This window comes from Actinomadura luzonensis (assembly GCF_022664455.2).
GTDB lineage: Bacteria > Actinomycetota > Actinomycetes > Streptosporangiales > Streptosporangiaceae > Nonomuraea > Nonomuraea luzonensis.
Map to the genome: position 1 here is coordinate 3225550 of NZ_JAKRKC020000001.1, position 24794 is coordinate 3250343.

A 24794-nucleotide genomic window follows, 5' to 3' on the forward strand; every position below is an offset into this window, starting at 1 on the left:
CTCCCCCAAGGATCTCGCATGAACCTGATCCGAGCGCTCGGTCCCGTCATGGCCGCCGCGCTGCTCAGCGCCGGGCTCACCCTTCCGGCGGACGCCGCCCCTCCGCCGGGCCCCGACGCGCCGGAACCGTCTGCGGCCTCGTCGTCCGTGGCCCCGTCCGAGCGGGACCGGGTGCTGGCCGCGGACTGGCGCACCTCGCCCGACCTGGCCTGGACCACCGACGGCGACGCGAGCGGCTTCCACGTCCTGGTGGCCGAGGAGCGCACCGGCTACGCCTGGCGCACGCTGGCGACGCTGAGCGAGCCGGGGTTCGACACCGACCGCTGGATCGGCAACGTCTGCTTCACCGCCTCCGGCGGCAAGGCGGTGGCCGTCTACGCGCCGCGCGCCTTCACCAACCAGGCCGCCCTGTTCGACCGCGGCGCCTTCACCGCGCTGATCGACGTGCCCACGGGCAAGGTCACCAAGCTGCCGGTCCGCTCCACGCTGGCCTACTTCAACCCGGGCTGCGGCCAGGGCGAGCGCAGCGTGCTCACGCAGGCCAAGGGCGGGGCGGAGCCGGGCGGCGGGCCGGCCCGCACCCGGCTGTCGGTGCTGGACGCGGCTTCGGGACGGCTGGCCGCCCCCGTCGAGCGGCCCGGCCAGGTCACCTCCGCCGTCCCGGTGCGCGGCGGCATCGTGGCCGCCACCGGCAGCAGCCTGCAGCTGCTGCCGGCGCGCGGCGAGCCGCGTGAGCTGGCCGCGGCCGCGTCGGTGCCGTTCCGGCTGGCCGCCGACGGCGCGGGCGGCGTGGTGTTCATGGAGCATCAGGGGGACGTCGCCCGCGTGCGCCGCGTGCCCGTGGCCGGGGGCGCGGCGGCGGAGCTGGCCTCGGGGCCGCTCACCGGCGTCGACGTGTCCCCGGGCACCGGCGGCAGGGTGTTCCTCACCGGGCGGCTCACCCCCGCCCGGCCGCTGCCCGCCTCGGTGACCCGCGTGGACGTCCCCGCCGGGTCCAGGCTCTCCACCCACGGGCGGCTGGCGGTCCTGCCCCAGCAGCGGCCCTCGATGGGCGGCGGGGCCGAGCCGTCCCAGGAATGGGTGCGCTCGATGACCTCGCAGCGCCCGGGCGAGCCGCAGGTCGTCACGCTGAGCACCAGGATCACGGCCACCGGCAGGGACGCCGCCTTCACGGTGGGCGTGACGGACGGCGAGCCCGCCACCGCCTCCAGGACCGTCGCGGCCGCGGCCAGCTCCTCCACCGGGACGGTGGACACCGGCGCCTACTGCTCGGTGCCGCGCAACGACCCGCGCACGCAGGTCTACCAGCCGACGCCGCGGCAGGTCGAGTGGGCCGCCGACCAGGCGGTCGTCGGCAACCTGGCGATGCTGCGCCCGGACGACTGGAAGCGGTCGGGCCTGTCGCAGTGGCGGCCGCAGGGCGAGTTCCCGCCGCTCCCGCTGGCCGGCGGCGGCCGGGTGCCGGTGCAGGTGTTCCTCGGCATCATGTCGCAGGAGACGAACCTGTGGCAGGCCACCGGCCACGTGCTGCCGGGCAGCACCGGCAACCCGCTGGTCGGCAACTACTACGGCCGTGAGCTCTACAACGACGACCCGGCCGACGACTGGGTGATCGACTGGGACAGGAGCGACTGCGGCTACGGCATCACCCAGATCACCGACGGCATGCGCAAGCAGGGCCACGAGCGGCCCTGCAAACCGGACGAGAACTTCTGCGAGGTCGCGCTGCCGTCCTGGCAGCAGCGCGAGATCGCGGTCGACTACGCCACGAACATCTCCGCCGGCCTGCGCATCCTGCAGGACAAGTGGAACCAGACCCGCAACGCCGGGCTGATCCACAGCGACGGCGACCCGAAGTGGCTGGAGAACTGGATCTTCGCCATCTGGGCCTACAACTCGGGCTTCCACCCCGACCAGCACGACGGCTCGCCGTGGGGCGTGGGCTGGGCCAACAACCCCGCCAACCCCGTCTATCCGGCCAACCGCCACTTCTTCAACATCAACCCGCACGATCCCGCCGAGCCGCAGCTCTGGCCGTACCAGGAGAAGGTCATCGGCTTCGCCGCCTACTCCATCTCCACGCCCGACGGCCCCGGCTTCCGCCCGGCCTGGTGGATCAGCGACCAGGACCGGGACGCGGCCAAGCCGCCCGTCATGACCTTCTGCGACCCGGGCAAGAACGACTGCGACTACGGCGACAAGGCCGCGCCGTGCAAGCACAAGGACGCCTCCGGCCAGTACGACCTCAAGTGCTGGTGGCACACCCCCACCTGGTACCGGTTCTGCGGCAACGGCGTGTGCGGGCACGAGCTGCTGCGCTTCGGCACCTCCTATCCCGAGCAGCCCGACGGCACCCACTACGCGCCCGACTGCTCGCTCGACGGCTTCCCGTCCGGCACCGTGATCGTGGACGACGTGCCGTCCTCGGTGCCCATCGTCCGGGCGGGCTGCACCAGGACGTGGGGCGACCAGGGCTCGTTCACGCTCTACTTCAACGAGGTGGACCCGGGCCCGTACGTCTCCAGGGTCGACTTCCACCAGCTCGGCGGCGGCTTCGGCGACCACCTGTGGTTCACGCACACCCACGACGCCACCGACCCCGGGCAGCTCAGGTTCGGCGTCACCGGCATCTGGCGTCCGCCCGGCTCGGTGACCGGGTGGACCCGGATCAAGGTGCACATCCCGGAGCGCGGCGCCCACACCCAGCTCGCCGACTACGTCATCGACCCCGGCGGCGGCGCGCCGACGCAGCACCGGATCGTCGGCCAGCACTGGCAGAAGAACATCTGGGTGGACCTCGGCGTCTTCCAGCTCGGCTCGGGCGCGAACGTGTCGCTCAGCAACCTGACCAGGCGCGGGGAGGGCCGCGAGTGGGACTGGGACATCGCCTTCGACGCCATGGCCTTCGTCCCGACGGGCAAGCCCAAGGTCGACTACGTGGCCCTCGGCGACTCCTACTCCGCGGGCCAGGGCAACGAGCCGTACGACGAGGTCAGCAACTTCACCCTGGGCACCCGCGGCTCGACCTGCCACCGGTCGAAGGCCGACGCCTACGCGCGGCTGGTCCGGTGGCCCGGCTCGGCGGCCACCATCGAGAACGAGGCGCGCGCCGGCGCCGGCACCACCAGCTTCGCGTTGCTGGCCTGCTCGGGCGCGCAGACCAAGCACGTCACGGGCGACGCCTACGCCAACGGCGAGCCGCCGCAGATCGACCAGGGCTACCTGAACGCCGGCACCGACCTGGTGACCATGACGATCGGCGGCAACGACGTGGGCTTCTCCGACATCATCAACCGCTGCACCACGACCCTCGACTGCCGCGACCCCAGCACCGAGCAGGCGATCACCGGCGTCGAGGGCACCCTGGCCGGCACGTACGAGAAGATCCACCAGCAGGCGCCGAACGCCCGCATCATCGTCCTCGGCTACCCGCACCTGTTCGACCCGCAGAAGGAGGCGCCGCTGACCTGCCTCAGCTCCGTGCGGATCGGCCAGCTCGACGCCCTGTGGCTCAACGAGATGACCGACAAGATGAACGGCGTCATCGCGGCCGCCGTCGCCCGCGCGCGCCAGCAGGGGGCGGCCATCTCCTTCGTCGACCCGGTGCCGGCCTTCACCGGCCACGCGATCTGCGACGACGACCCGTACGTGCGCGCCGTGGACGTCACCACCGACGGAGCCTCCTACCACCCCAACCCCGAGGGCCAGCGGGCCTACGCCGCGCTGGTGCAGTCCGAGCTGGACGGCTGAACCGGAAGGCGAGTACGAACCATGCCGAACCTCTTCGCGCGCCCGCTGGCGGCGCTCGCCCTGCTGCTGACCCTCGCCCAGCCGGCCTGGCCCGCCACGGCCGCCACGGCGCCCGGCGTCGTCGAGACGGTGGTGAAGGAGGGGCGCGTCCTCGATCTCACCATCACCTCGCCGCTGATCAACGTCCCCGGCAGGGTGCGGCTGCTGCTGCCGCCCGGCTACAGCAAGGACGCGGCCGGCCGGTGGCCGGTGCTCTGGCTGCTGCACGGCGGCGGCGGCTCGTACACGGACTGGGACGTGAAGGGCGCGGTGGACGCGATCGTGGGCGACCGCCAGGTCCTGGTGGTGATGCCCGACAGCGGCCCCTGCTCGGGCTACGTGGACTGGAAGGACCCGTCCCTCCCGCCGCGCAAGTGGGAGTCCTTCCACATGGGCGAGCTGTACGACCTGCTGCGGAACGAGTACCGCGCCGGCGACCAGCAGGCCATCGCGGGCCTCTCCATGGGGGGCGGCGGCGCCGTCGGGTACGCCGAGCACTATCCCGGCAGGTTCCGGGCGGCCGCCTCCTTCAGCGGCGCGCTCGACCTCGACTATCCCGGCGGTCCCGGCCTGCCCGCGATGGTCGCGATCCAGAGCGGGGCGACGGCGTGCGGCGTCACCGTCGAGCAGATCTACGGCCCCGTCGGCGGCGCGTACTGGAACCGGTACAACCCCGCGCGCAACGCCGAGGCGCTGCGCGGGACCCGGCTCTACATCGCCACCGGTGACGGCCAGGCGGGCACGGACGCGTCAGGGGCGGGCAATCCCGTGCTGGTGGACGTGGTCGAGCAGTCGGTGTACGGGATGGCCGCGCGGTTCACCGACCAGCTGGGCGAGCTGGACATCCCCGCCCGGGTGCACTTCAAGCCGTTCCACCGGCACGACTGGGTCAACTGGCAGGGCGAGCTGCGGCGCTCGCTGGACTTCCTGCTCCGCCCCTGACGGCCCCGGTGGTCAGGGCGACCATCCGGTTCGCGCGCAGGGCGGGCAGCTTGGGGCGTTCTTCGGCGTGCACATGACGATCTCCGTGCCGTTCAGCCGGCGCCGGCGAGGAGGCGTTCGCGGCCGACGGCGGCCGCGGCCGTCCGCCAGCCGAGGACGCAGAAGAGCAGCAGGGCCGCTGCGGCGACGAGGGCCGTCGGCGGGGTGGCCGGGATGACGCGGTAGGCGACCAGCGTCGTCACCGCGACGCCCGGCAGGCTCAGCAGCACGGCGACCTGCCCGGCGACCCGGGGATCGCGGGCGCGGGCCGAGACGGTGATGCCGATCCAGATGGACGAGAGCGCCAGCGGCGGGGTGAACAGGAGCTGGGCGAGCAGCCCAGGGCCGCTGACGAACGCCGCCGCCACCGCCGGGTGCGCGAACAGCTCGGTGGCGGCCAGGAAGAGCGCGAAGACGCCGTAGGCGACGCCGAGCGACGGGACGAGCGCCGCCAGGGCCTTGCCCAGCAGCAGCTCGGCGCGGCTGATCGGGGTGGTGAGCACGGGTTCGAGCGTGCCCTGCAGCCGCTCCCCCACGACCGCGTACGCGGCCGGCGCGGCGGGCACCAGCACCGGGATGCCCAGCATGTAGAGCAGGGCGGGCTGGTGCCCCAGCGCGGTCGCGGCCGAGGGCGGCAGCGTGAAGACCTGGACGAGCGGCGGGATGACGAACATCACCGGAAGCACCGCCATCGCCAGCACGAGCGTGGAGTTGCGCCGGTAGTCGTGCAGCTCCTTGCGGATGATGGCGCGCACCCGCCGCCTGCTGACGGTCATGCCGGTCCGCCTGCGTCCTGGTGCTCCCCGGTGGCGAGGAGTTCGAGGTAGACGTCCTCCAGGGAGTGCCGCGACTCGCCGATGGACAGCACGTCGGCGCCGGCCGCGACCAGCGCCCGGGTGACGGCGGGCGCGGCCGCCGACGGGTCGGACACCGTCAGGACGTAGCCGGCCGGGCCGTCCTCGCGCCAGCCGCGCACGCCGGGCAGGCCGGCGAACAGCCGGCCCGGGTCGTCGAGCGGGGCGGCGGCGCGCACCGCGAGCGTCCGGCCGAACAGGCGTTCCCGCAGCTCGGCGGGCTTGCCGACCATGCGCAGGGTGGTGTTCAGCATGGCGACCCGGTCGCACAGCCGCTCGGCCTCCTGGAGGCGGTGCGTGGTGAGGAAGACGGTGACGCCCTGCCCGCGCAGCCCGCCGATCAGCTCGTGGACCTCGCGGGCGGCGGCCGGGTCGAGGCCGGAGGTGGGCTCGTCGAGGAAGAGCACCTGCGGGTCGGCCAGCAGCCCCCTGGCCAGCGCGACCCGCTGGCGCAGGCCCTTGGACAGGGCGCCGCAGACGTCCTGGGCCCGGCCGGCCAGGTCCACCGCGCGCAGGGCGCGGTCGATGCGGGCGGCCGGGGCGGGCACCTCGTACAGGTCGGCGAAGCAGCGCAGGTTCTCCAGCACGCTCAGCCGCAGCCACAGGCCGGGTGACTCCGGGACGATCGCGATGCGGCGGCGGATGCGCGCCCCGTTCGCCGGGGTGAGCGGGAGCCCGGCGACCGTCGCCCAGCCCGAGGTGGGGGCGAGCAGGGTGCCGAGCGTCCGCACGGTGGTCGTCTTGCCGACGACTAGATTAGGACCCCTAAGGCCGTTACTAAGAGGAGTCGAGCGATGACGGAAACGCGGAATCCGCTGGTCGGCGGCGGTGTCAAGATCTGGCCTCTCAACGACAACGAGACCCCGCCCGCGATCGTCCCTCCGTGCGTTGCGGGTGTCTATCTGCGCATCTCCGACGACGAAGAAGGACTGGAGTTGGGAGTCAAGCGCCAAGACGCCGACGTGGTGAAGAAGGCCATCGAAGCGGGCGCGACAGAGGTGCGCCGCTACTGCGACAACGACATAGGCGCGTCCACCCGCTCCAAGAAGACACGTCCGGACTACGACCGCATCATGGCTGACGCCAACAGCGGCGAACTGCACATGATCGCGTATTACACGAACTCCCGGCTCACGCGCAGGCCCGCCGAGTACGAAGGCATCATCAAGACAGTCGAGGCCACCTCTGTCCGCTTGGTGTCGGTGAAGTCCGGGCATATCGACCTGACCACAGCGGATGGGCGGATGCTGGGTCGTATCTTGGCAGCAGCCGATGCAGCCGAGGCCGAGCGCATCGGGGAACGTGTGACGCGCAAGCACGAGGAGCGTCGAGAGCACGGTCTGCCGCACGGGGGCGGACCGGTTCTGGGATATCTGCCGCCCGACCCGGCCCAGGGCATCGGGTACATGACCCATCTCGACTCGCGGGCGGTCAAGTACCTCAACGACGGGGCCGACATGGCCCTGAATGAGGCAGGCTGGACCGCGATCATGGATTATTGGAATGCTGGCGGATTCCACCGGCTCAACGGCACTCCATGGCTGACGCGGGACGAGGTCAAGGCCACCTTGCTCGCGCCCAAGCGGGCCGGATTGGTCGTACATCAAGACAAGATCATCGCCACGGGCACCTGGCCCGCCGTCATCCCTGCGGACAAGTGGGAGAAGCTGGCCACCAAGTACCCGATGACCGAGAGAACGAACGGAGACAAGACCCGCCGCAGCAAGCGCCGCCGCTCCAACCCTGCCCTTGCCAAGCCCGGCCAGGGCGTACGCAGGCACCAGAACAGCGGGTTGATCATCTGCGGGCGGTGCGCGGCCAAGATGCGCGTCAAGAAGCCCGGAGGCACCCGCCAAGACATGTGGGTGTGCGCCAAGGGCACCGGAGGATGCGGCGGGATGGGCCGCAACAAGAAGTGGGTAGACGGCCTGATCGAGGCATACGTTGTCCAGCGCATCGAAGAGGAGTACGCCACCACCGCCACCGAAGCGGTGAACGCCATCGAGGTCGAGCGGCTGAAGAAGGAGATCAGCGACCGGGAAACGCTCATCGAAGACGCGCTCAGAACGGCGAAGGACCCCAGTATCCCCGGCTACACATTCGCCGACGCCGGACGATCCATGCGCGAGCTACGACTAGAGATCGACGGCTTCAAGCGCCAGCTCGGCGAGGAGATCTCGAAAGAGAGGGTGATCACCACCAGCAAGGACGAGCTGATCGCGACGTGGCTGGACGACGCCCCCACCACCGTCGAGGCCCGCGCGGCAATCGGCCGCCGCTACATCGAGCACGTGATGATCCACTCCCTGCCGTACGCGGGCCGATGGAGCCCGGCCAACTACCCCGCCGATTCCATCACCATCATTGGCAAGTAGCAGCCGCAGCAGCACCCAGCAACCCGTCTGAGCCCCGGACCCACTTGCAGATCCGGGGCTCAAAACCTGCTCAGGACGCTGAACGTCCCGCCTTACGGAGGTGCAGCACCAGCCCCGTCAGAGCCCGGTTACGCTCCTCCCGATCAGCATCCGATGCGGCCTGCGCGTCCCGAATTGCCTGATCACGCACCGCAGCCAGCAGCGCAGGAGACACCCCCGCAGAGCCGTCCCGGGCGCGCTGGTCACCCAGCCGCGAGCCCGCCGAACCGCGACCGCCCCCCTGACCATGATCACCAGATGGGGTGCCCTGCCGCCCCCTGTCGCGGCCCCTCCCACCCGCCCCCGGCTCCGTCGTGGCTGACCGCCGACCGCTAGCAACCCTCCCGCCAGCAACACCAGAAGTGGAGCCTTCGGCACTGCTTCCCTTCTTCTTGCGCCCCCGCCCTGTCGCCACCTCCGCCGACCCGCAGGCCGAGCCGTTCTCGTCCGGATCGAACAGCGACAGTTGCACTTGCGTCATCGCCCCACCCCATCCCCGTCCAGAACCCGCACGACCTCTGTACTCTGCACCCCGCTGACGAGACCCAAATCGTCGGTGCGGTGACGCCGGCCGAACTCGCTCACGCTCGCCCTACGGGTGGCCTGCGGCCATTCCGCCGGCCTCACCCAAACCGGAACCGTCTGAGCTGCCTCCGTTCTCCGCCCTGGCCTGCTCCAGAGCCCGCCGCCACCGCTGACGCTCCGCGACCAGTTCCAGCAGCCGCACCGTCAACGACGGCACATCCGGATCGGTGGTCGCCGCCATCTGCCAGACGAACCGAGCCCGGTCCGCGACCTCATCCGGCACCCCCAGAGCCTCCAGCACGAAGGCCCGCCGCTCTCGCTGATGCTCGCCCAGCGTCTTGCCCGACCACTTACGCGAGACCAGCACCCGCCGCCCGCCATAACCCAGGCAGCTCACCCCGTGCGCCTTGAACCGGCACCGGCCCGGCATCAACCCCGCCTTGGCGCCCTTCGGCTGAACCCCGTACCGCAGCCAGTTCGCACACGCCGCCGAACACGGCTCATACCGCAGCGCCTCCAGCAGCCGCCCCGCATGCCGCCGCCGCGCCGAACTGCCGTCCCCGCCAGCATCCAGCGCCCCGCCGCTGACCGCCTTCACCAGATACTTCGCCAGGTAGCGCACACACCGGTTCGCGTCGTCGGTTCCCGAGATCACGCCCTGCATGTCGATCTGATCGCCGAACCGCGCCACATGCAGCGGCCCCGCCCCCTCATCCGCCGCGAGCCGGTCAAGCGCCTCATCCCACGTCGGCAGAACCTCCCCCGTGACCGGCTCGACATAACCCACCCCCTCCGCCCAGACAGGCAGACGGTCCCCCTCCAGCAGCGGCCCATCAGTCGCGGGCCACCACACCTGGTGGTACGTCGCCGCCACCACCTGACGCACCTCCCGACGCGCCAGCGTGCCCCGGATCGCCATGTGCAGATGCGGCGCAAGCCGCTTCTGGAACTCCACCGCCGCGAAATACTGCACGTCATAGCCCGCCACCCGGCGAACGTTCTGCACGAACCGATCCACCAGCTTGGAGAAGTGCAGCGCATCCCGCGCCGCCCGCCGATAGTCGTAGCCGTCCGCATCCACCGGCACGCCATTGCGCACCTTGCCATAGGAGGGCAGCGTCACCGTGACGAACATCGACGGCTGATACACCTTCCCCTCCCTCCCGGTGAACGTCCGCCCCAGAGTGCTCCCGCTTCCGTCTCGCTTGGGCAGCTCCGGCGCGTCCTGCCGCCGCCGCGTGGACCGCACCCGCCGACTCCCGGCCCCCTCCCGGGCCTCGCCCTCTCCCGCGGTCTCGATTTTGAAAGAGCCGGCCGACTCCTCAACCCCTGCCCGGCCACCGGCCGGACCGATGAGCGGTTCCGCCTCCAGATGCCAGCCCTCACGGCACTGAGCCATCCGGGCGAGCCGAGTGCGCCGGGCGCACGGCGGGCACTTGTCCTCCAGTCGCGCCCCGCACGCCACGTTCACCAACCGCCGCTGACCGCTCTGCTGATCCTGCACCCACATCGCCAGTGGCCGGACGCACACCCCGGCCTGCTCCGCCAGCACCTTGGCAACCTGAGGGGAAAGGAGCCGCGCACCCTCCCGAGCACGCGGCGTCCCCCCGACGGGAGCATCCGTCAAGCGGCCCCCTCACCGCTGTACGCGCTACCGAACCCCTCCGTCTCGGCGTACGGCTCCCCACCGTCGTCCTCGCCGAAGTCCTCCCCGAACTCCTCGCCCGGCTCGTTCTCCGTCATCAGCGAGCAGGCCCGCACCCCACAGGCACGGCACTCCACGAGCGCCCGCACCACGTCCCAGACCAGCCGACCGACCTCGCCGCACTGCGCGCAGCGCAGCCCGTACAGGATCTCCTTCACGCAACCTCCCCAGCCGCCGTGTACTGCATGACCATGCGCTTGATCTCGTCGTTGCTCGTGTAGCCAGCCCGGACCCGGATCGGCTCGGGCGAGTTCTCCAACCGGACGTAGGCCACGCCCGCCCCCACGCTCGGGTCGTCCGGATCGAAGGGAATCTGATCGCACAGCGCGCCCCGGTCCCGCGCGCCGTCGCCGAGCACCATGTCCACCTGCTCCGCCTCATCCAGCCGCAGCGCGATCCGGTCGGGGAACAGGTTGCGGATGCTCATCACGTCCTTGCGCGGGTCTTGCAGCGCCGCCATGACCGCCACCCCGACCGCCCGCCCCTGCGTGGTCAGCGTCGAAAGCGCCGCCATGACCCGCACCTTCAGGCCCTTGTCCGGCTGGTAGGCGGTCAGGAACGCCACCTCATCGACGATGACGAGGATGAACGGGTCCTGCGTCGTGGGGTCGTGGTCGCGTCGCACGCCCCCGTACCGGCTCGCCCGCTCGTGCATCACCTCCACCGCCTTCTCCAGCAGGACCGCGCACTCCTCGGCCGTGGCCGCGTACCGCTGGAACAGCGCCCGCCCGTAGGCCAGCTCCATCCGCTTGGGGTCCAGGCCCCACAGCTCCGCGAGCCCCGCCTGTGTCGCGGGCAGCAGCCCCCGCACCGCCGCCCACAGATAAGAGCCCTTGCCCGACCCCGTAGCCCCGGCGATCAGGAGATGCGTGCCATGCACCCGCATCCGAAACAGCCGCCCGTCCTCGGTCAGGCCCGCGAACACCGCATGCACATGCGGCCGGTCCGGGATGGGTTGCGGCGGCAGCACCTTGGCCAAGGCGTCCTTGCGCGGGAAGGTCAGCAGCAGCCGCCCCGGCTTGAGCACCTTGACCCGGCAGCGGTCCGCGCCGAACCCGTGCGCCAGCCCCGCCGTCGAGACGGCCCACTCATCCGGGTCCTGCCCCGACAGCATCCGGACCGTGACCCGGTCGGCGTATCGGTCACAGGTGACCTTGACCAGATCGGGCAGGTAGCTGCGCCCGCCCAGCGATCGGCCGAGCCCGGCCACCGCCATGATCCCGGCCCACTTGCGCCGGTAGACCCACATCCACCGGCACCAGGTCAGCGCGGGCAGCGCCACGCACGCCTCAAACGAGGAGCGCGACAGCGCGAACCAGCTCGCCAGCGCGGCGATTTCGAGACCGGCGACGGACACCCAGACCCGCCAGCCGAAGAAGTACACCAGCGCACCCGCCGCAGCCAGCAGGGTACACGCGACCGGATGCCGCCACACCGTCTTGACCAGCGCGGCCACCATCCGCGACAGGTGGACGGCCAGGAAGACGATGCCCGGAGTCCGGACGACGACCGGCCGGTAATGGATCGAGGTGTCCGGCCGGGTGGAGACGACGTTCTGAACCTCGTCCCCGGGAAGTTTGCGCAGCACAAAGACGCCTTTCGCCTTGAGCGTGACGAATCAGAGGAGAAGAGCCCACGGAGCGCCCTGGCAGCCCACTCACGCAGGGCAGAGCTACCAAGGCACACCGCAGGAGAAGCGACGACGACTGAGAGACCACCGAAGCCGAATCAGCTCCAGCGGCATCGACAGTGCGCTACGTCGAGAAGAGCCCCGCGACAGCGACGCAGCCCCGCCGCATCGGTTTCGCGCACGCCGTCAGCGACGACGGCCGGAACTCCTCACACAGGGCGACGGAACATGCCGTCGCAGCATCCATCGGCAGCAGCTCGGCCACTACCGGCATCCCCCTGACCCGCCGCACCGGCGAGCCCTCCCGGGGCGTCACTGGGCGGCCTTAGCCCCGCCCCTGGCTCTGGCGACAGTAAGCGTCGCCGATCGAATCCCCGTCGCCTTGAACGAGTACGCCAGGCGGCCGTTACCGCCCACGTAGGGGGTCACGGTCAGTCCCTCGAAGATGACCGGAACGAGTACCACCGGCAGCCCGGCCAGCTCTGCCGGAGGCTCCGGGATCTCCGGCTCAACCGGAGAGAGGACCTTGACGGTCAGCGACTTCACCGCCGCCTTGAGGTCGGGATCGGCGTCCAGCACCGGCACCGCCCACATCAGCTCACTGGTGAGCTTGTCACGCGCCGCCACCGGACGATCCTTGGTGCTCGCGTCGAAGTCGAGCACCGGCACGACCGCCCCCATCACACAGCAACCATGCGGAAACACGATCTCGTGCGTCACGGGGATCGGACCCTGAAGGGCCAACAGCTACCTGCTTCCCTGGTGTCGAGAATTTTTCGGGAGTCGTAAGAGTAACGGACCGGTGACCCTCCGCGTTCCCCGATTTTGCCAGCCAGGCGCGCTCACACCTCATCGCGACCAGGATCAAACACGCTCTGATATCACCCCAAGTGGGGGGCATCGAGACATCGGGATAGCTGTGCGAATTGGACGCATCGGCGGATTTGGGTCATTACGGCAGGCATCATAGGCCGACTATGACCTGCGTCACAATTTGATGTCAGCGATCTTAGTGAGCAGCGAGAGAGATGCATGAAAACAAAAGTCCGACATGTCGCATTTAGACTCGATGCATCCAGCCCGGCATCTATTGGTCACATACATTCGGGACCAACGACCCTCGCGCGAAACAAGATAGCTGGCAAGGCTGGAGCCAGGCGGCTTAGAGCTTCCGCACACGCGCAGCAGCACCTCTCACGTGATCGCGAGGTAGCAGTCATGGGCAAATTGAACTCGAAGCAAGTTATTGCAGCAATTGCACTCGGAACCCTCACGCTTGGCGGATCAGTCGGCGCTGCGATTATAAACCGGACCGGTAGCACCGTAGCAGGCGCAGGCTCGACTCAAACACCCACAACTGGAATAACGTCACACAGCAGCCATTGGCCCGGCTCGGCGAACGGTAAATCCTTGCTGAATATGCAAGCCATTCCGCTTGAGCAGTCCACCTTGTCCGGCGGCGCCTATTCTGTTGGATCTACATCCATCGGAGGTAAGCAATACAACAACGTACTCATAGGCAGCATATATTCGCAGTGCTCGGTGGGAGCCGAATACTATCTCAATGATACCAAAACCTTCACGGCAGAAGTAGGAATGCTAGACGAAGGAGGATCGAACAGCATTCTGCAAGTCGAGGTGCAGGTTGACGGTTACTCTGCATGGAGTACCTTCCTGAGCCCAGGTCGCCCTTCCCCGGTGGAGGTATCCGTCGCGGGTAAAGACAAGATCGCTCTACTCGTCAGTGCTCCGTGTGACGGGAAAGTTAAAGCAGGATGGATAAACCCCACCCTGCACAGCTAGATCTAAAGCACTTGTGCGGCTTGGCTTGATTAGCCGTGGCGAGGCCGGCCGAACTCGCTTGCGCTCGCCCTACGGGTGGCCTACGGCCATTCCGCCGGCCTCGCCACTCCCGCCGCTCCACGCTCTCCCAGACCAAGCAGAGATTCCATCTGTCGCATGGCAGTGACGTTGCGCCTCACGTCGTGAACACGCACCAGCCGCGCGCCCATGTAGACGCACATACTGTTCGCGGCGACTGTTCCATGCGTGACCGCCTGCGTGCCGCGCTCCACTCCCAATGATTCCCAGATGAGATGCTTGTTGCTTACCGCGGCCATCGCGGGATAGCCAAGACGCGCGATATCCTTGAAATCGCGCGTCAGTTCAAGTGAGTCGAATGTGTTTTTGTGCAAGTCATGGCCAGGATCGATGAAGATGCGGTTGGGCTGGATGCCGTGCTGCAAGGCATGCTCCACCCGTGACTGCAAGAAGCGCGCCACATCTGCTGTGACATCGCTGTAAGTGGGCCTCTCCAGATGAATCCCCGGACCCGCCAGGCTATGAGCGACGATAACACCCATGCCGGTTTCGGCGACGACTTCAGTCATCCCCGGACTCTGCAAGGCATAGGTGTCGTTAACGATCTGTGCTCCTGCCTGGTGGGCCGCCAGCGCTACCTCAGGCAGGTGAGTGTCGATCGAGATTACCGCATCCGTCTTTTCTCGTATCGCCTCGATCACCGGTACCACTCGGTCAATCTCCACCTGTGCTGGCAACTGCGTTCGGACCCCGATGAATGCCCGGCCGCCGACGTCGATCCAGTCAGCCCCCTCCGCGACCACCTCCTCCGCTCGACGCGCGAGGCTTTCCACTTCCATGGACTTGTGGGGGTCGAGGTTGGAGTTAGGCGTTCGGTTGAGTATGGCCATCACCACAACACGTCGTGAGAAGTCGAACTCCTTCCCACCGATGAAGCGGACTGGCTCTACCAGCTCCGGGTAAAACGCCGGAATGTTTATGGACACTGCGTTACTCCCTCCTGAATCGCATGACAATCCGGAGCAGTGCAAAGAATGCGAGAGACCCCAGGCCGATCAGCACAATGGTGACAACGATCTGCCACCATGTCTGTGTCTTCATCATGGCGAAACCGCCGCCCACTGCGAAGCCTGCGAGCGTGACAAACAATCCAAGGATTTCCACGACCTTGAGCAGCCCGTCTCCGACGAGTCTTTCTGCGCTGCGAACCCTCTCCTCCATGTCCTGTATGGCTTTATGAATATGCTTGTCGGCCCGACTTCTTAGCTCGGTCGCCAGCCTCTGGGCGAGATCATCGCCAGCCTTCTCCAGGTCCGCTCTGGCCTCGATAATCTGCCACTCCCGAACATAGTCCTGATGAATGGCATTGTTGCCGCAGCCGAGCATGTCCATTGCTCGATATACATCGGCCAACGCCTTTTCCGTCTCACCGAGACGAGAGAACGCACGGGCTCGCCGAAAATACAAATTTCCTCCGGCTTCACCGCGCCCGATCATGTCGCCCGACAGAGCGAGAATCAGTTGCGGTTGGTCGGGAAGGTAGTACCCGATCCAAAGGCCGTCGAGGCACACATGACGGCTCACCTGATCGGCGTCCACAGCCTCAACAGACTGCATATACATGTGCCGTCCATCTGGCTCCCGAAGTCCGAACGCCGCGAACGCCCCGAAGGCGCGAATCAAAGCGTCGTCATGCTCCCGCAGCCATATGTGCGCAGATTCATGGAGCAGGCGGAACCTAAAGTCGAACCGAAAACGTTGCCCTCTGGTGTAAATGGTGATCAGTCGAAGCAAGTCAAGGTCCACAAATTCCACAGGCTTGATTGACTCTGTTGGTATATCCTCGCCAGCCTCGCGACTTGCCCAGCTCAGGTCTGACGTCAGCGCCCGCAGTTCGGGTACAGTCAGACGCACCTCTTCCGCCAGTGCCGCCAACTCCGTAAGCCACACCTGACAGCCCTGACCGATCAGGTCGCTTACATTTCTACTAATGATTTCGACCCTTTGCGAGCGAGGCGACTTCTCCAGCCTGCGCAGGAGCTTGACCCTGGAATAGCTTCCCTCTTCAGCTAGCTCCGCAGCCTCGCCAGTCATTTCGGTCACGGCGTTTTCCTCCCTGCGGCCGATGGGTTCGCGACAAGAGCCACCTTAGCCGCCAGGTGGCACAGGTCCACCCCCGCCGGAGATCAGGTAAGCAATCAGTGGCATTCGTAACTTAAATCATCGCCGTCCTCGGACGCCGCATATGGCCGAAAAGCGAAGAGTCAAGTTGCCGAATTATTCTTATGGGTATCAAGGGGCGGCAGCGCTCGCCGCCGCCGCCCGGCGGGCGACGCTCGCCGCGCCGCCCGGCCAGCGGATCCGGGCATGCGGCCTGGAGGCCGGTCCCGGCCCGCGCCAACCGGCGCGGCGAGCGCAACCCGCCGCCCGCCGACCGCCCCCGCCACCGTGACCACGCTCCTCGCCGCCCGCCTGCGCGCATCCGCCCCGACGCACCAGTTCCCGCACGCCCCCTGTAGTCCCGTCTGCCCCTCGCTCACTCCCTACAACAAGCGAAGCGAAGTCGCTTAACTACAAACAGTTATAACCAAGGCTTCGACCGATGAGGAGGAAGGGATGGCTTCAGTGAAAGGGCGCAGGACGCTCGTGGTCCTGATCTGCGGAACGCTTCTGATCAGCGCCGCGCCCGCCATCAGTCCGGCTTATGCACACACCACCACGGCACCATGCCAGAAGGTCCAGATCACTGGACGAAAGGTCGCAATCCGTCAGTTCCCGAACGGAGCGCCCATCAGGGTCGTCAGGCGCGGCACCCTGCTTCAGGGAGTCTGCAACGTCGTAGGGAACGAGAACATGCGCTACGCCAGCAAGTGCGGCAGGGCCGGACGGGAGTGGCATCAGGTCATCTCCGGACGCCTCAGCAACGGCAGCAAGTACGGCTACGTACCCACCACCTGCGCACACGTCGTTTGACAGCCCAGCAGGGTGAGTAGCCACCTCCGGCCGTGAAGGCGTGGGGAACTGCTTGGCGGCACGAACCAGACAATTCCCCATAGCCATCTACGACCTTCTCCACTGACGCCGCCTCTGAGTGTGATCCACACTTCCTCGTCTCACAGGCGCGGCGAGGCCGGCCGAACTCGCTTGCGCTCGCCCTACGGGTGGCCTTCGGCCATTCCGCCGGCCTCGCCGCTCACGCCGGTCGTACCAGGACGCCAGCGGTCACCTCCTTTCGGATACCGAACACTGGCCTGCAACGATGTGCGGCGGCAACGCGGGCGCCTCACCCCTGCCGGGAGAGGAACTTCAACCGCCTTGCCGCCGCTTGGGGTGAGGTGTCCCAAGAGCGGTCCGGCTGGGCCGTCTCGCCTCACCCCAGCTCAAGAGATGCGATTTTCCAGGTAGTAAGCGAGGCATCGAAGCCCGTCCGGGCTTGCCCTGACTGCCTCCCATGAGCCATACGTGCGGAGAAGCACCTCACGTACAAACTCAGGACTAGGAAGACCGGCGGTCCGGCGGCTCTTCTCCCGATCCAACGGGATGGCGGGGACGTAGAGCGCGATGAACGGTCGCGGCTCCGTTGCGTCGGCGATGGAGTCCGACGTAGTGGCAGGCTGCTGGCTGTCCCAGCGTGGCCCCTTCATCGGAGATGTCCCATGAGCAGAGCTGTCCAAAGAGCTGCCCCCACTGCGCCCGACCAACGATCCGTCTCCGCCATCGCGCCTCCGCGCTCAACCCTCCGAATCCAGCGCAGGCAGTAGTTCTTCCCCTCCATCTGTCGAAGCTCGAACGAGGCCCCTGCGCAGTCGCACGGCCGCCGGAGCCGAGGCGGTGGCGCGGGCCATGGAGGCGGTGACCTCCTGCGCGGCGGGCGCCGGGCAGGTCCAGGCGCTGGGCGAGATGCTGTCGGCGCTCGTGGTGCAGACCCACAGCGTGCAGGCGGTGCGGGCGGCGGTGGAGCAGGCCGGCGGGTTCGCCGCACAGCTGGCCGACATCGAGGAGGTGGCGGCCTTCCACGGCGATGCGCATGAGCTGCTGGTGTACCGGTTCTTCAAGAAGGACCGGCCGGCGCTGTTCGAGCTGGCAGGCAAGCTGCAACTGAAGGCCACCTCCAGCGACGATTCGGTGCTGGCCGCGCTGGCGCACGCCCGGGAGCACGCACCCAAGCGGCGCGACTTCATCCCGCTGCCGCCGGCGGTGCAGGAGGACGAGCCGGAGTCGGGCATCGCGTTCGCCTCGGGCAACTGGCGGCGCGCGGTCACCGACCGGCGCCGTCCCGGCATGGTGGCACGGCGGCACTTCGAGGCGATGGTGTTCTGCTACCTGGCCGAGGAACTGCGCACCGGCGACGTGGCCGTGCTCGGCTCAGGCGAGTACGCCGACTGGAGCGCCCACCTGCTGCCCTGGGAAGAGTGCCAGCCGAAGCTGGCCGCCTTCTGTGAGAAGGTCGGGCTGCCCGACACTCCCGCCGGTTTCGTCGCCCACCTCAAGGACGCCCACCTGAGCGCGGCCGCGCATCTGGACGCCGGCTACCTCGACAACGCCGACCTGATCATCGACGACACTGGCGTGCCCACCCTCAAACGCCGCCGCGGCAAGGGCAGCGATGCCGAGGCCGAACGGCTGGCAGCCGAGATCGAACGGCGCATGCCCGAACGCTCCCTGCTGTCGATCGTCGCGCGTACCGCTCACTGGCTCACCTGGTATCGCCACTTCGGCCCCGCCTCCGGCTCCGACCCCAAGATCAAGGACAAGCTGGGGCGATACTCGCTGGCCGTGTTCACCGGCGGCATCAACATCGGCCCGTACGAGGCGGCCAAGCACATCGCCGGCGTCACCGCCCGCGAGCTGTCCACGGTCCGCAACCGGCACATCACCCTGAAGAAGCTGAACGCCGCGATCGCCGACGTGGTCAACGCCTTCGCCGAGCTGGACGTGGTCAAGGCATGGGGGGACGGCAGCACGGTGGCCGCCGACGGCACCCAGGTCGACACCTACATCGACAATCTGCTCGCCGAGACCAGCATCCGGTACGGAGGATTCGGCGGCATCGCCTACCACTACATCTCCGACACCTACGTCGCGCTGTTCTCCCGGTTCATCCCGTGCGGGGTATGGGAGGCGGTGCACCTGATCGAAGGGCTGCTGGCGAATGCCTCCGACATCCAGCCCTCCACCGTGCACGCCGACACCCAGGGCCAGAACTTCCCGGTCTTCGCCCTGGCCACGTTGTTCGGATTCGACCTGATGCCACGCATCCGCAACTTCAAGGACCTGATCTTCTTCCGCGCCTCCGAGAAGATCACCTACCCGCACATCGACCAGCTGTTCGGCGAGAGCGGCCGCAACGTCATCGACTGGAAGCTGATCGACAAGCACTGGGCCGACCTGATGCAGGTGGCGATCTCCATCAGCGAGGGCCGGCTGAGCTCGGCCACGCTGATGCGGCGGCTGCGCTCCAACTCCCGCAAGAACCGCATCTACAAGGCCTTCCGCGAGGTCGGCCGCAGCGTACGTACCGTCGCTCTGCTGCGCTATCTGGCCGACCCGGCGCTGCGGGCCCGGGTCACCGCGGCGACCAACAAGGTCGAGTCCTACAACGGGCTCTCCAAGTGGCTCGGCTTCGGCGGCGTGCTGGCCGACAACGATCCTGAAGAGCAGGAGAAACTGATCAAATTCAACACCCTGCTGGCCAACCTGGTCGTCTTCCACAACGCGCTGGACATCTCCGACATCGTTCGGCAGCTGGTCGCCGAGGGCTGGCAGATCACCGCCGATCAGCTCGGCCAGATCGCGCCCTACCTGCGCGCCCACATCAGCCGCTTCGGCGCGTACGCCACCGACGAGCTGCGTCACCGGCCGGATCCGTTCGATCCCCTGCTGAAGGAGGTCGACTTCACCGAAGTCGAATTGGCCGCTTGATCCGGGCGCGGGCTGGTGGCCGTCAGGTGGTGGGCCGTGTCTCTCTCGCCTGCACCTTTCCTACGATGGGGGAGCGGGAGTTCGGTGCCGAGGTGGTCCGCTGGTCACCTGGTCGAGGCGGCGGGCCGATGCCGGACACGAGGCTTGAGTCCCTCGCCACTGCGGGTCTGCCCGCTGTGGCGGGGAGTCAGGAGGGCCGGCGTGGATGTGTGGATGATTGCTCGTGTGCTGTGGTTGCGGAGTGTGCTGCGTGGCCGTGAGGGGTGGAGCGCGGCCCGGCTGGTCGGCTATCAGCGGCGCCGGCTGGCGCTGCTGCGCGAGTACGCCTACGCCCGTTCACCGTTCTACCGCCGCTTCCACCGGGGTCTGGAGCGCGCCCCGCTGGCCGAGCTGCCCGTGCTGACCAAGGCCGATCTGATGGATCGTTTCGACGACATCAGTACCGTGGCCGGCGTGCGGCTGTCCGGGGTGCGGGCGTATCTGGAGACGTTGCACGGTGAGGAGCGTTTTCGGGGACGCTACTGGGTGTCGGCTACCTCGGGCAGTTCGGGACGTATGAGCATCATTCCCAGCGATGCCCGCGAGTGGGCCACCGTCATCGCCTCTTACGCCCGGGCCAACGAGTGGGCCGGCATCAGCGCCGGACCTGTTCATCCGGCCTCGATGGCGGTGGTCAGCTCGACCACCGCCTGGCATCAGTCCGCCCGCGTGGCGGCCACGGTGCGCAGCCCGTTCCTCAAGAGCGTCCGTCTGGACGCCGCCTCTCCCCTGCCGGACCTGGTTGCCCGGCTCAACGAGCTCAGGCCGGACGTGCTCGTGGCGTACGCGTCGATGATCCGCATGCTGGCCGATGAGCAGCTGGCCGGGCGGCTGCGGATCGCGCCACGCGCCGTCAACTCCTCCTCGGAGGTCCTCACCGAGGAGAGCCGGGACAGGGCCGGGCGTGCCTGGGCGGTGCCGCCCTTCAACGTGTATGCCGCCACCGAGACCGGCGGCATCGCCGCCGAGTGCGGCCTCCACCAGGGCATGCACCTGTTCGAGGACCTGGTGATCTGCGAGGCCGTCGATGATGGCTACCGAGGCGTTCCCGTCGGCGTGGAGGGGGACCGGCTGCTGGTCACGGTGCTGTTCAGCCGGACCTTGCCGCTCATTCGCTACGAGATGACCGATCGGGTCCGTCTGGCGGCCGGGCCGTGCCCGTGCGGGCGGCCGTTCCGGCTGCTGCGGTCGATCGAGGGGCGCACCGACGACGTCCTGAGCCTGCCCGCGCCGGGTGGCGGCGTGGTCGGCGTCCATCCGGTGGTCTTCCACCAGGTGCTCGATCTGCTGGATGCCGCCGGGTGGCAGGTACGCCGGCAGGGCGGGCGGCTGGAGCTCCTCGTCGCCACGCCCGGCGGCGGGTTCGATCCGGGCGGGACCGCGCACGCGGTCTCGGCTGCCCTCACCGCCGCGGGTGTGCTCCCGCCCGAGGTCCACGTGCAGGTGGTGGACGCCATTCCGGCCGGCGCGGGCGGCAAACGCCCGCTCATCGTGGCCCCGCCCGCTTCGACGTGACGGGCGCACGGTGCGGGGCCGGCTCGGCCTGGCTGTGTGACCAAGCCGCTCATGCGGATCACCTTGCCGGCAGGCGGTCCTCAGCTGCCGGCGAAGTGGTCGTGCCTGCCGCGCAGGGTGTCCAGGCGCGTGTGGTACTCCTCGGTGTCGATCTCGCCGCGTGCGTACCGCTGTGCCAGCAGTTCTTCGGCGGCCGGGGGCGGGCTGAGCGGTCCTGTGGCCCTGCGCGCGGCGCGGACCGCGAGGACGATCGCGGTGATCACCAGCGCCCAGAAAGCCACGGTCGTCAGGCCCATCAGCGCGTAGCCCCAGCCGGTCATGTGGTCATAGCCCCACCACATCATCGTGATCACCTCTGGTTCATCGGATTCTCTCATCGTCGGTGAACAGATGTTTGCCGAGGTAGGGACCTTCGCCCCGGGGAGGAGGGTCCTTGGTAACCACGCCGTGCCGGTGACCGCGCCTCGGCCGGCGGCCGCAACTGCTCCCGCCGGGCGGCTCGGGGGTGAGGGGGAGGTGGGACTTGCGGCCCTACCACCATCGCCGATGGTCCTCGGGATGGGCCGCAGGCTGTCGCCGGGCGGTGTGCGGAGTGACAATCGCCAGGAGAGGCCGTCCCCGGCCGCAGGCCGGAGGGGAGACGTGATGAACAGCACGGCGCGTGATGAGCGTCATCGGCGCTACTGGGACCGGGTCGCCGCGTCCTACGATCGGCAGATGCGGTTTTGGGACCGCAGGCTGTTCGGCGACACCCGCGCGTGGATCTGCGGGCAGGCCCACGGCGACACGCTCGAGGTCGCGGTCGGCACCGGGATGAACCTGCCTCTCTACTCCGGCGACGTCCGGCTGACCGGCATCGAGTGGAGCCCGGCCATGCTCGCCCGCGCCCGCCGCCGCGCCACCGAGCTGGGACTGAAGGCGGACCTACGCCAAGGGGACGCCCGGGCGCTGGACTTCCCCGACGCCACCTTCGATGTGGTGGTGTGCACCTTCTCGCTGTGCTCGATCAGCGACGACCGGCAGGCCGTCGCGGAGATGGTCCGGGTACTGCGTCCCGGAGGACTGCTGCTGCTCGCCGATCACGTGGCGGGCGCGAACATGCTGGTTCGCGCGATCCAGCGGCTGGCGGAGGTGGCGACCGTGCCGCTGGCGGGCGAGCATTACCTGCGCCGCCCGCTGCGCCATCTGGCCGCGCACGGGCTGTCGGTCGAGCGCCGTGACCGCTTCAAGCTGGGCATCGCCGAGCGCTTGGCCGCGCGCAAACCGCCGGCCGCACCGGCTGAGCCCCGACCGGCTGACCCTGCGACCGGCTGACCCTGCGACCGGTTGAGCCCGGCGCCGGCGCCGGCCCTGGTCAGTGACGGGGCCGTCGCCGGGGCCCTTCGTCAGGGCTGCAGGTAGCCCAGGAGGGTCATCATGCCGGATTCGGCGTGGTAGACGTTGTGGCAGTGGATCATCCACAGGCCCGGGTTGTCGGCGTCGAAATCGACCTGGAGCCGGCTGTTGGGCAGCACGATGACGGTGTCCTTGCGGATGCCGCCTTCGGCCAGGGCGAAGGTGTGGCCGTGCAGGTGCATCGGATGCCACATCATGGTCCGGTTCACGAACGACAGCCTGACGCGTTCGCCTGATCGCACCGGTGAGATGGCCGCTGAGATGGCCGCCGGGTCGTACTTTTTGCCGTTGATCGCCCAGTCGTAGGCCATCATGCCGCCGGTGAGTTCCAGCTTGATCGTGCGGTCGGGGTTCTTGGCAGGCAGCCGTGCTTCTTCGGCCGGGCGTAGGCCGGCGTAGCCGGCGAGCTCGCCGTCCAGTTCGCCGGGGCGCAGCCCGGCACCGGGGGCCGCAGCGCTGGGGCTGGTGCGGATCAGGCCGCGGGCCAGCGCGTTCTTGCCTTCGGCCAGGGCGACCAGCGGGAAGACGCCATCGCCGAGGGTGACCAGCACGTCGTAGCGTTCACCCATGCCGATCAGCAGCGCGTCGGTCTCGGCGTGCCGGACGGGCATCCCGTCGGTGTGGGTGACGGTCATCCGGTGCCCGGCCAGCGCCACCCGGAAGGCGGTGTCGCCGCCGGCGTTGATGATCCGCAGCCGCAGCCGGGTTCCCGGCCGGGCGCGGAAGGTCTGCGGGCTGGCGGGGATGCGGCCGTTGAGCAGGAAATACGGATAGCGCACGTCGCCGGCGTCGCCACCGAGCAGGAGGCTGGTGGCGCCCATCAGCATGTGCCCCCCACGGCCACCGGACGGGGTGGCCGAGGCGCCGGGAGTCATGCCGTCCATGCCGTCCATGCTGTGGTCCATACCGGGCATGTCGGGCATGTCGTGTGTCGTGCCGGTGCCGTGGTTCATGCCCATGCCGCGTGACAGCTCGGTCAGGACCTCCTCGGGGGTGCCGGTGATTCCGTCCAGCCAGTCGTCGAGGACGACGATCCACTCCTCGTCGTAGCCGAGCGGCTCGTGCGGGTCCTCCACGATGAGCGGGGCGTACAGGCCGCGGTCCAGCTGGGTGCCGGAGTGCGGGTGGAACCAGTACGTGCCGGGGCGGGCGGCGGTGAACTGGTAGGCGAACTCGGTCCCGGCGGCGATGGGCTGCTGGGTGAGGCCGGGCACGCCGTCGGCGTCGTTGCGCAGTGCCAGGCCGTGCCAGTGGATGCTGGTGTCCTGGGGGAGCCGGTTGGTCAGGTGGGCGCGGATGACCTCGCCGGCCTGGACCCGGATCGCCCTGCCCGGGATTGCGTCGTCGTAGGCCCAGGTCCGCACGGACAGGCCGCCGAGGTCGGCCTGGGTCGCGGCGGAGGTCAGGCGGACGTCGCGGAGCGCGCCGGGGCGGCGCGCTCGTTCGGCGGCGCTCACTTGCGCGCCGGTCGGGGTGACGAACGCGGGCCTGGCGGCGGGCGCGCTGGCGCAGGCGGTCAGGGCGGCCCCGCCCAGCAGGCTGAGGCCGGCAGTGCGGAGCAGGGTACGTCGATCGATGTGCATGATGGATGCCTCGCTGATGGTCGGCTGATGGTCGTGTTCACGGATGAGTGGCGGCCGGACCGGTGGGGCGCAGGGCCCTGAGGGGTCCGTTGTCCGGCGCCTTCAGGTCCGCAGGACGACCGTTCGCATCAGCACGAGCGCGGCTGGTGGGCCGCGCAGCGTTGCGGCCAGGTGCCATTCCGCAGGCAGGCGATCGCGCGTACGCGCGACGATCAGGCCGGCCAGGTGCAGCAGCGGCACGGCGAACACGACGAGAGCCGCCAAAATCGCCAGACACACCGCCGCGGCGTCGCCCCGCGGGTCTTCGCCGCCCGGGTCTTCGCCACCGTGCGTCGTACCGCCGTGTGTCGCCGACGCCGGGGATCGGTGACCGCCGGCGTCGCCGGGGGCGGCGGAAGGGGCGTACGCGTCATGGCAGTGGGCCAGACGGTAGTGGGCGGGCTGGCGACCGGCGGAATGGCAGGGGGCGGGGCCGCCGATGTGGCCGAGCGTGTGCATCGCGGCCAGACCCACTGCGAGGAGCACGGCCAGCAACGGCGAAAGCAAGCTGACCCGCCCGCCGTTGAGCCCGCCGCGCTGTCTGCGCCCCACGCCTTTGAGGCTATGCATCGCCGGCCGGGG

18 protein-coding genes and 1 pseudogene are annotated in these 24794 nt (G+C 68.9%); 8 read left to right on the plus strand and 11 right to left on the minus strand.

What is annotated here, in order from left to right; translation table 11 throughout:
* The first annotated feature begins 18 nt into the window (after positions 1-18).
* Positions 19-3750: a GDSL-type esterase/lipase family protein gene (locus tag MF672_RS15790; RefSeq protein WP_242378751.1), complete on the plus strand. Its 3732-nt coding sequence runs from the start codon at positions 19-21 to the stop codon at positions 3748-3750.
* A 21-nt stretch (positions 3751-3771) separates the two neighbouring features.
* Positions 3772-4731: an alpha/beta hydrolase gene (locus tag MF672_RS15795; RefSeq protein WP_242378749.1), complete on the plus strand. Its 960-nt coding sequence runs from the start codon at positions 3772-3774 to the stop codon at positions 4729-4731.
* 92 nt (positions 4732-4823) lie between these two features.
* Here the strand turns inward: MF672_RS15795 and MF672_RS15800 are convergent, their stop codons facing one another.
* The gene (locus MF672_RS15800) at positions 4824-5546 is read right to left on the minus strand and encodes an ABC transporter permease subunit (RefSeq protein ID WP_242378748.1); all 723 of its coding nucleotides are present in this window, start codon (positions 5544-5546) and stop codon (positions 4824-4826) included.
* A complete protein-coding gene (locus MF672_RS15805; RefSeq protein WP_302893295.1) occupies positions 5543-6526 on the minus strand; it encodes an ABC transporter ATP-binding protein in 984 nt (327 codons plus the stop codon). The genes MF672_RS15800 and MF672_RS15805 overlap by 4 nt, the downstream gene beginning before the upstream one ends.
* On the opposite strand from MF672_RS15805, the gene MF672_RS15810 reads away from it, so the two are divergent.
* Positions 6419-7999: a recombinase family protein gene (locus MF672_RS15810; RefSeq protein WP_242384133.1), complete on the plus strand. Its 1581-nt coding sequence runs from the start codon at positions 6419-6421 to the stop codon at positions 7997-7999. The two genes, MF672_RS15805 and MF672_RS15810, sit on opposite strands and share 108 nt — an antisense overlap.
* Positions 8000-8630: 631 nt before the next feature.
* Here MF672_RS15810 and MF672_RS15815 read toward each other — a convergent pair.
* The 4 genes from MF672_RS15815 to MF672_RS15830 all read right to left on the minus strand — a co-directional run bounded on the left by MF672_RS15815 (position 8631) and on the right by MF672_RS15830 (position 12618).
* Positions 8631-10115, minus strand: coding sequence for a replication initiator (locus MF672_RS15815; protein ID WP_308210500.1), 1485 nt, complete (start codon positions 10113-10115; stop codon positions 8631-8633).
* A gap of 71 nt (positions 10116-10186) precedes the next feature.
* Positions 10187-10426 (minus strand): hypothetical protein, encoded by a 240-nt coding sequence (locus MF672_RS15820; protein ID WP_242383580.1) that lies wholly within the window; start codon positions 10424-10426, stop codon positions 10187-10189.
* Positions 10423-11856, minus strand: a complete 1434-nt coding sequence (locus tag MF672_RS15825; RefSeq protein ID WP_242383579.1) for an FtsK/SpoIIIE domain-containing protein — start codon at positions 11854-11856, stop codon at positions 10423-10425. The genes MF672_RS15820 and MF672_RS15825 overlap by 4 nt, the downstream gene beginning before the upstream one ends.
* 354 nt (positions 11857-12210) lie before the next feature.
* Positions 12211-12618 carry a plasmid replication, integration and excision activator gene (locus MF672_RS15830; protein WP_242383578.1) on the minus strand — a complete coding sequence of 136 codons (408 nt, stop codon included), beginning with the start codon at positions 12616-12618 and terminating at the stop codon, positions 12211-12213.
* Positions 12619-13116: 498 nt separating this feature from the next.
* Here MF672_RS15830 and MF672_RS15835 point away from each other — a divergent pair, with 498 nt between their 5' ends.
* Complete coding sequence (locus MF672_RS15835; protein WP_242383577.1) at positions 13117-13701, plus strand: NPCBM/NEW2 domain-containing protein; 585 nt, start codon at positions 13117-13119, stop codon at positions 13699-13701.
* Positions 13702-13781: 80 nt separating this feature from the next.
* On the opposite strand, the gene folP is transcribed toward MF672_RS15835, so the two are convergent.
* Positions 13782-14705, minus strand: a complete 924-nt coding sequence (folP, locus tag MF672_RS15840; protein WP_242383576.1) for a dihydropteroate synthase — start codon at positions 14703-14705, stop codon at positions 13782-13784.
* A 4-nt stretch (positions 14706-14709) separates the two neighbouring features.
* Positions 14710-15822: a hypothetical protein gene (locus tag MF672_RS15845; RefSeq protein WP_242383575.1), complete on the minus strand. Its 1113-nt coding sequence runs from the start codon at positions 15820-15822 to the stop codon at positions 14710-14712.
* Positions 15823-16335: 513 nt separating this feature from the next.
* Here MF672_RS15845 and MF672_RS15850 point away from each other — a divergent pair.
* The 3 genes and pseudogenes from MF672_RS15850 to MF672_RS15860 all read left to right on the plus strand — a co-directional run bounded on the left by MF672_RS15850 (position 16336) and on the right by MF672_RS15860 (position 21195).
* On the plus strand, positions 16336-16692 hold the full coding sequence (locus tag MF672_RS15850) for a hypothetical protein (RefSeq protein ID WP_242383574.1): 357 nt from the start codon (positions 16336-16338) through the stop codon (positions 16690-16692).
* 975 nt (positions 16693-17667) lie between these two features.
* Positions 17668-19641 (plus strand): annotated as a pseudogene (locus MF672_RS15855) (Tn3 family transposase); the annotation flags it as partial.
* A 201-nt stretch (positions 19642-19842) separates the two neighbouring features.
* Positions 19843-21195 (plus strand): phenylacetate--CoA ligase family protein, encoded by a 1353-nt coding sequence (locus MF672_RS15860; RefSeq protein WP_242376346.1) that lies wholly within the window; start codon positions 19843-19845, stop codon positions 21193-21195.
* Positions 21196-21275: 80 nt separating this feature from the next.
* Here the strand turns inward: MF672_RS15860 and MF672_RS15865 are convergent, their stop codons facing one another.
* Positions 21276-21539, minus strand: a complete 264-nt coding sequence (locus MF672_RS15865; RefSeq protein ID WP_242376398.1) for an SHOCT domain-containing protein — start codon at positions 21537-21539, stop codon at positions 21276-21278.
* A 301-nt stretch (positions 21540-21840) separates the two neighbouring features.
* On the opposite strand from MF672_RS15865, the gene MF672_RS15870 reads away from it, so the two are divergent.
* Positions 21841-22509 carry a class I SAM-dependent methyltransferase gene (locus MF672_RS15870; protein WP_242376347.1) on the plus strand — a complete coding sequence of 223 codons (669 nt, stop codon included), beginning with the start codon at positions 21841-21843 and terminating at the stop codon, positions 22507-22509.
* Between the two features lie 71 nt (positions 22510-22580).
* Here MF672_RS15870 and MF672_RS15875 read toward each other — a convergent pair whose 3' ends face one another.
* Positions 22581-24173, minus strand: coding sequence for a multicopper oxidase family protein (locus MF672_RS15875; protein ID WP_242376348.1), 1593 nt, complete (start codon positions 24171-24173; stop codon positions 22581-22583).
* 102 nt (positions 24174-24275) lie between these two features.
* Positions 24276-24764, minus strand: a complete 489-nt coding sequence (locus MF672_RS15880; RefSeq protein WP_242376349.1) for a hypothetical protein — start codon at positions 24762-24764, stop codon at positions 24276-24278.
* Positions 24765-24794: the final 30 nt, after the last annotated feature.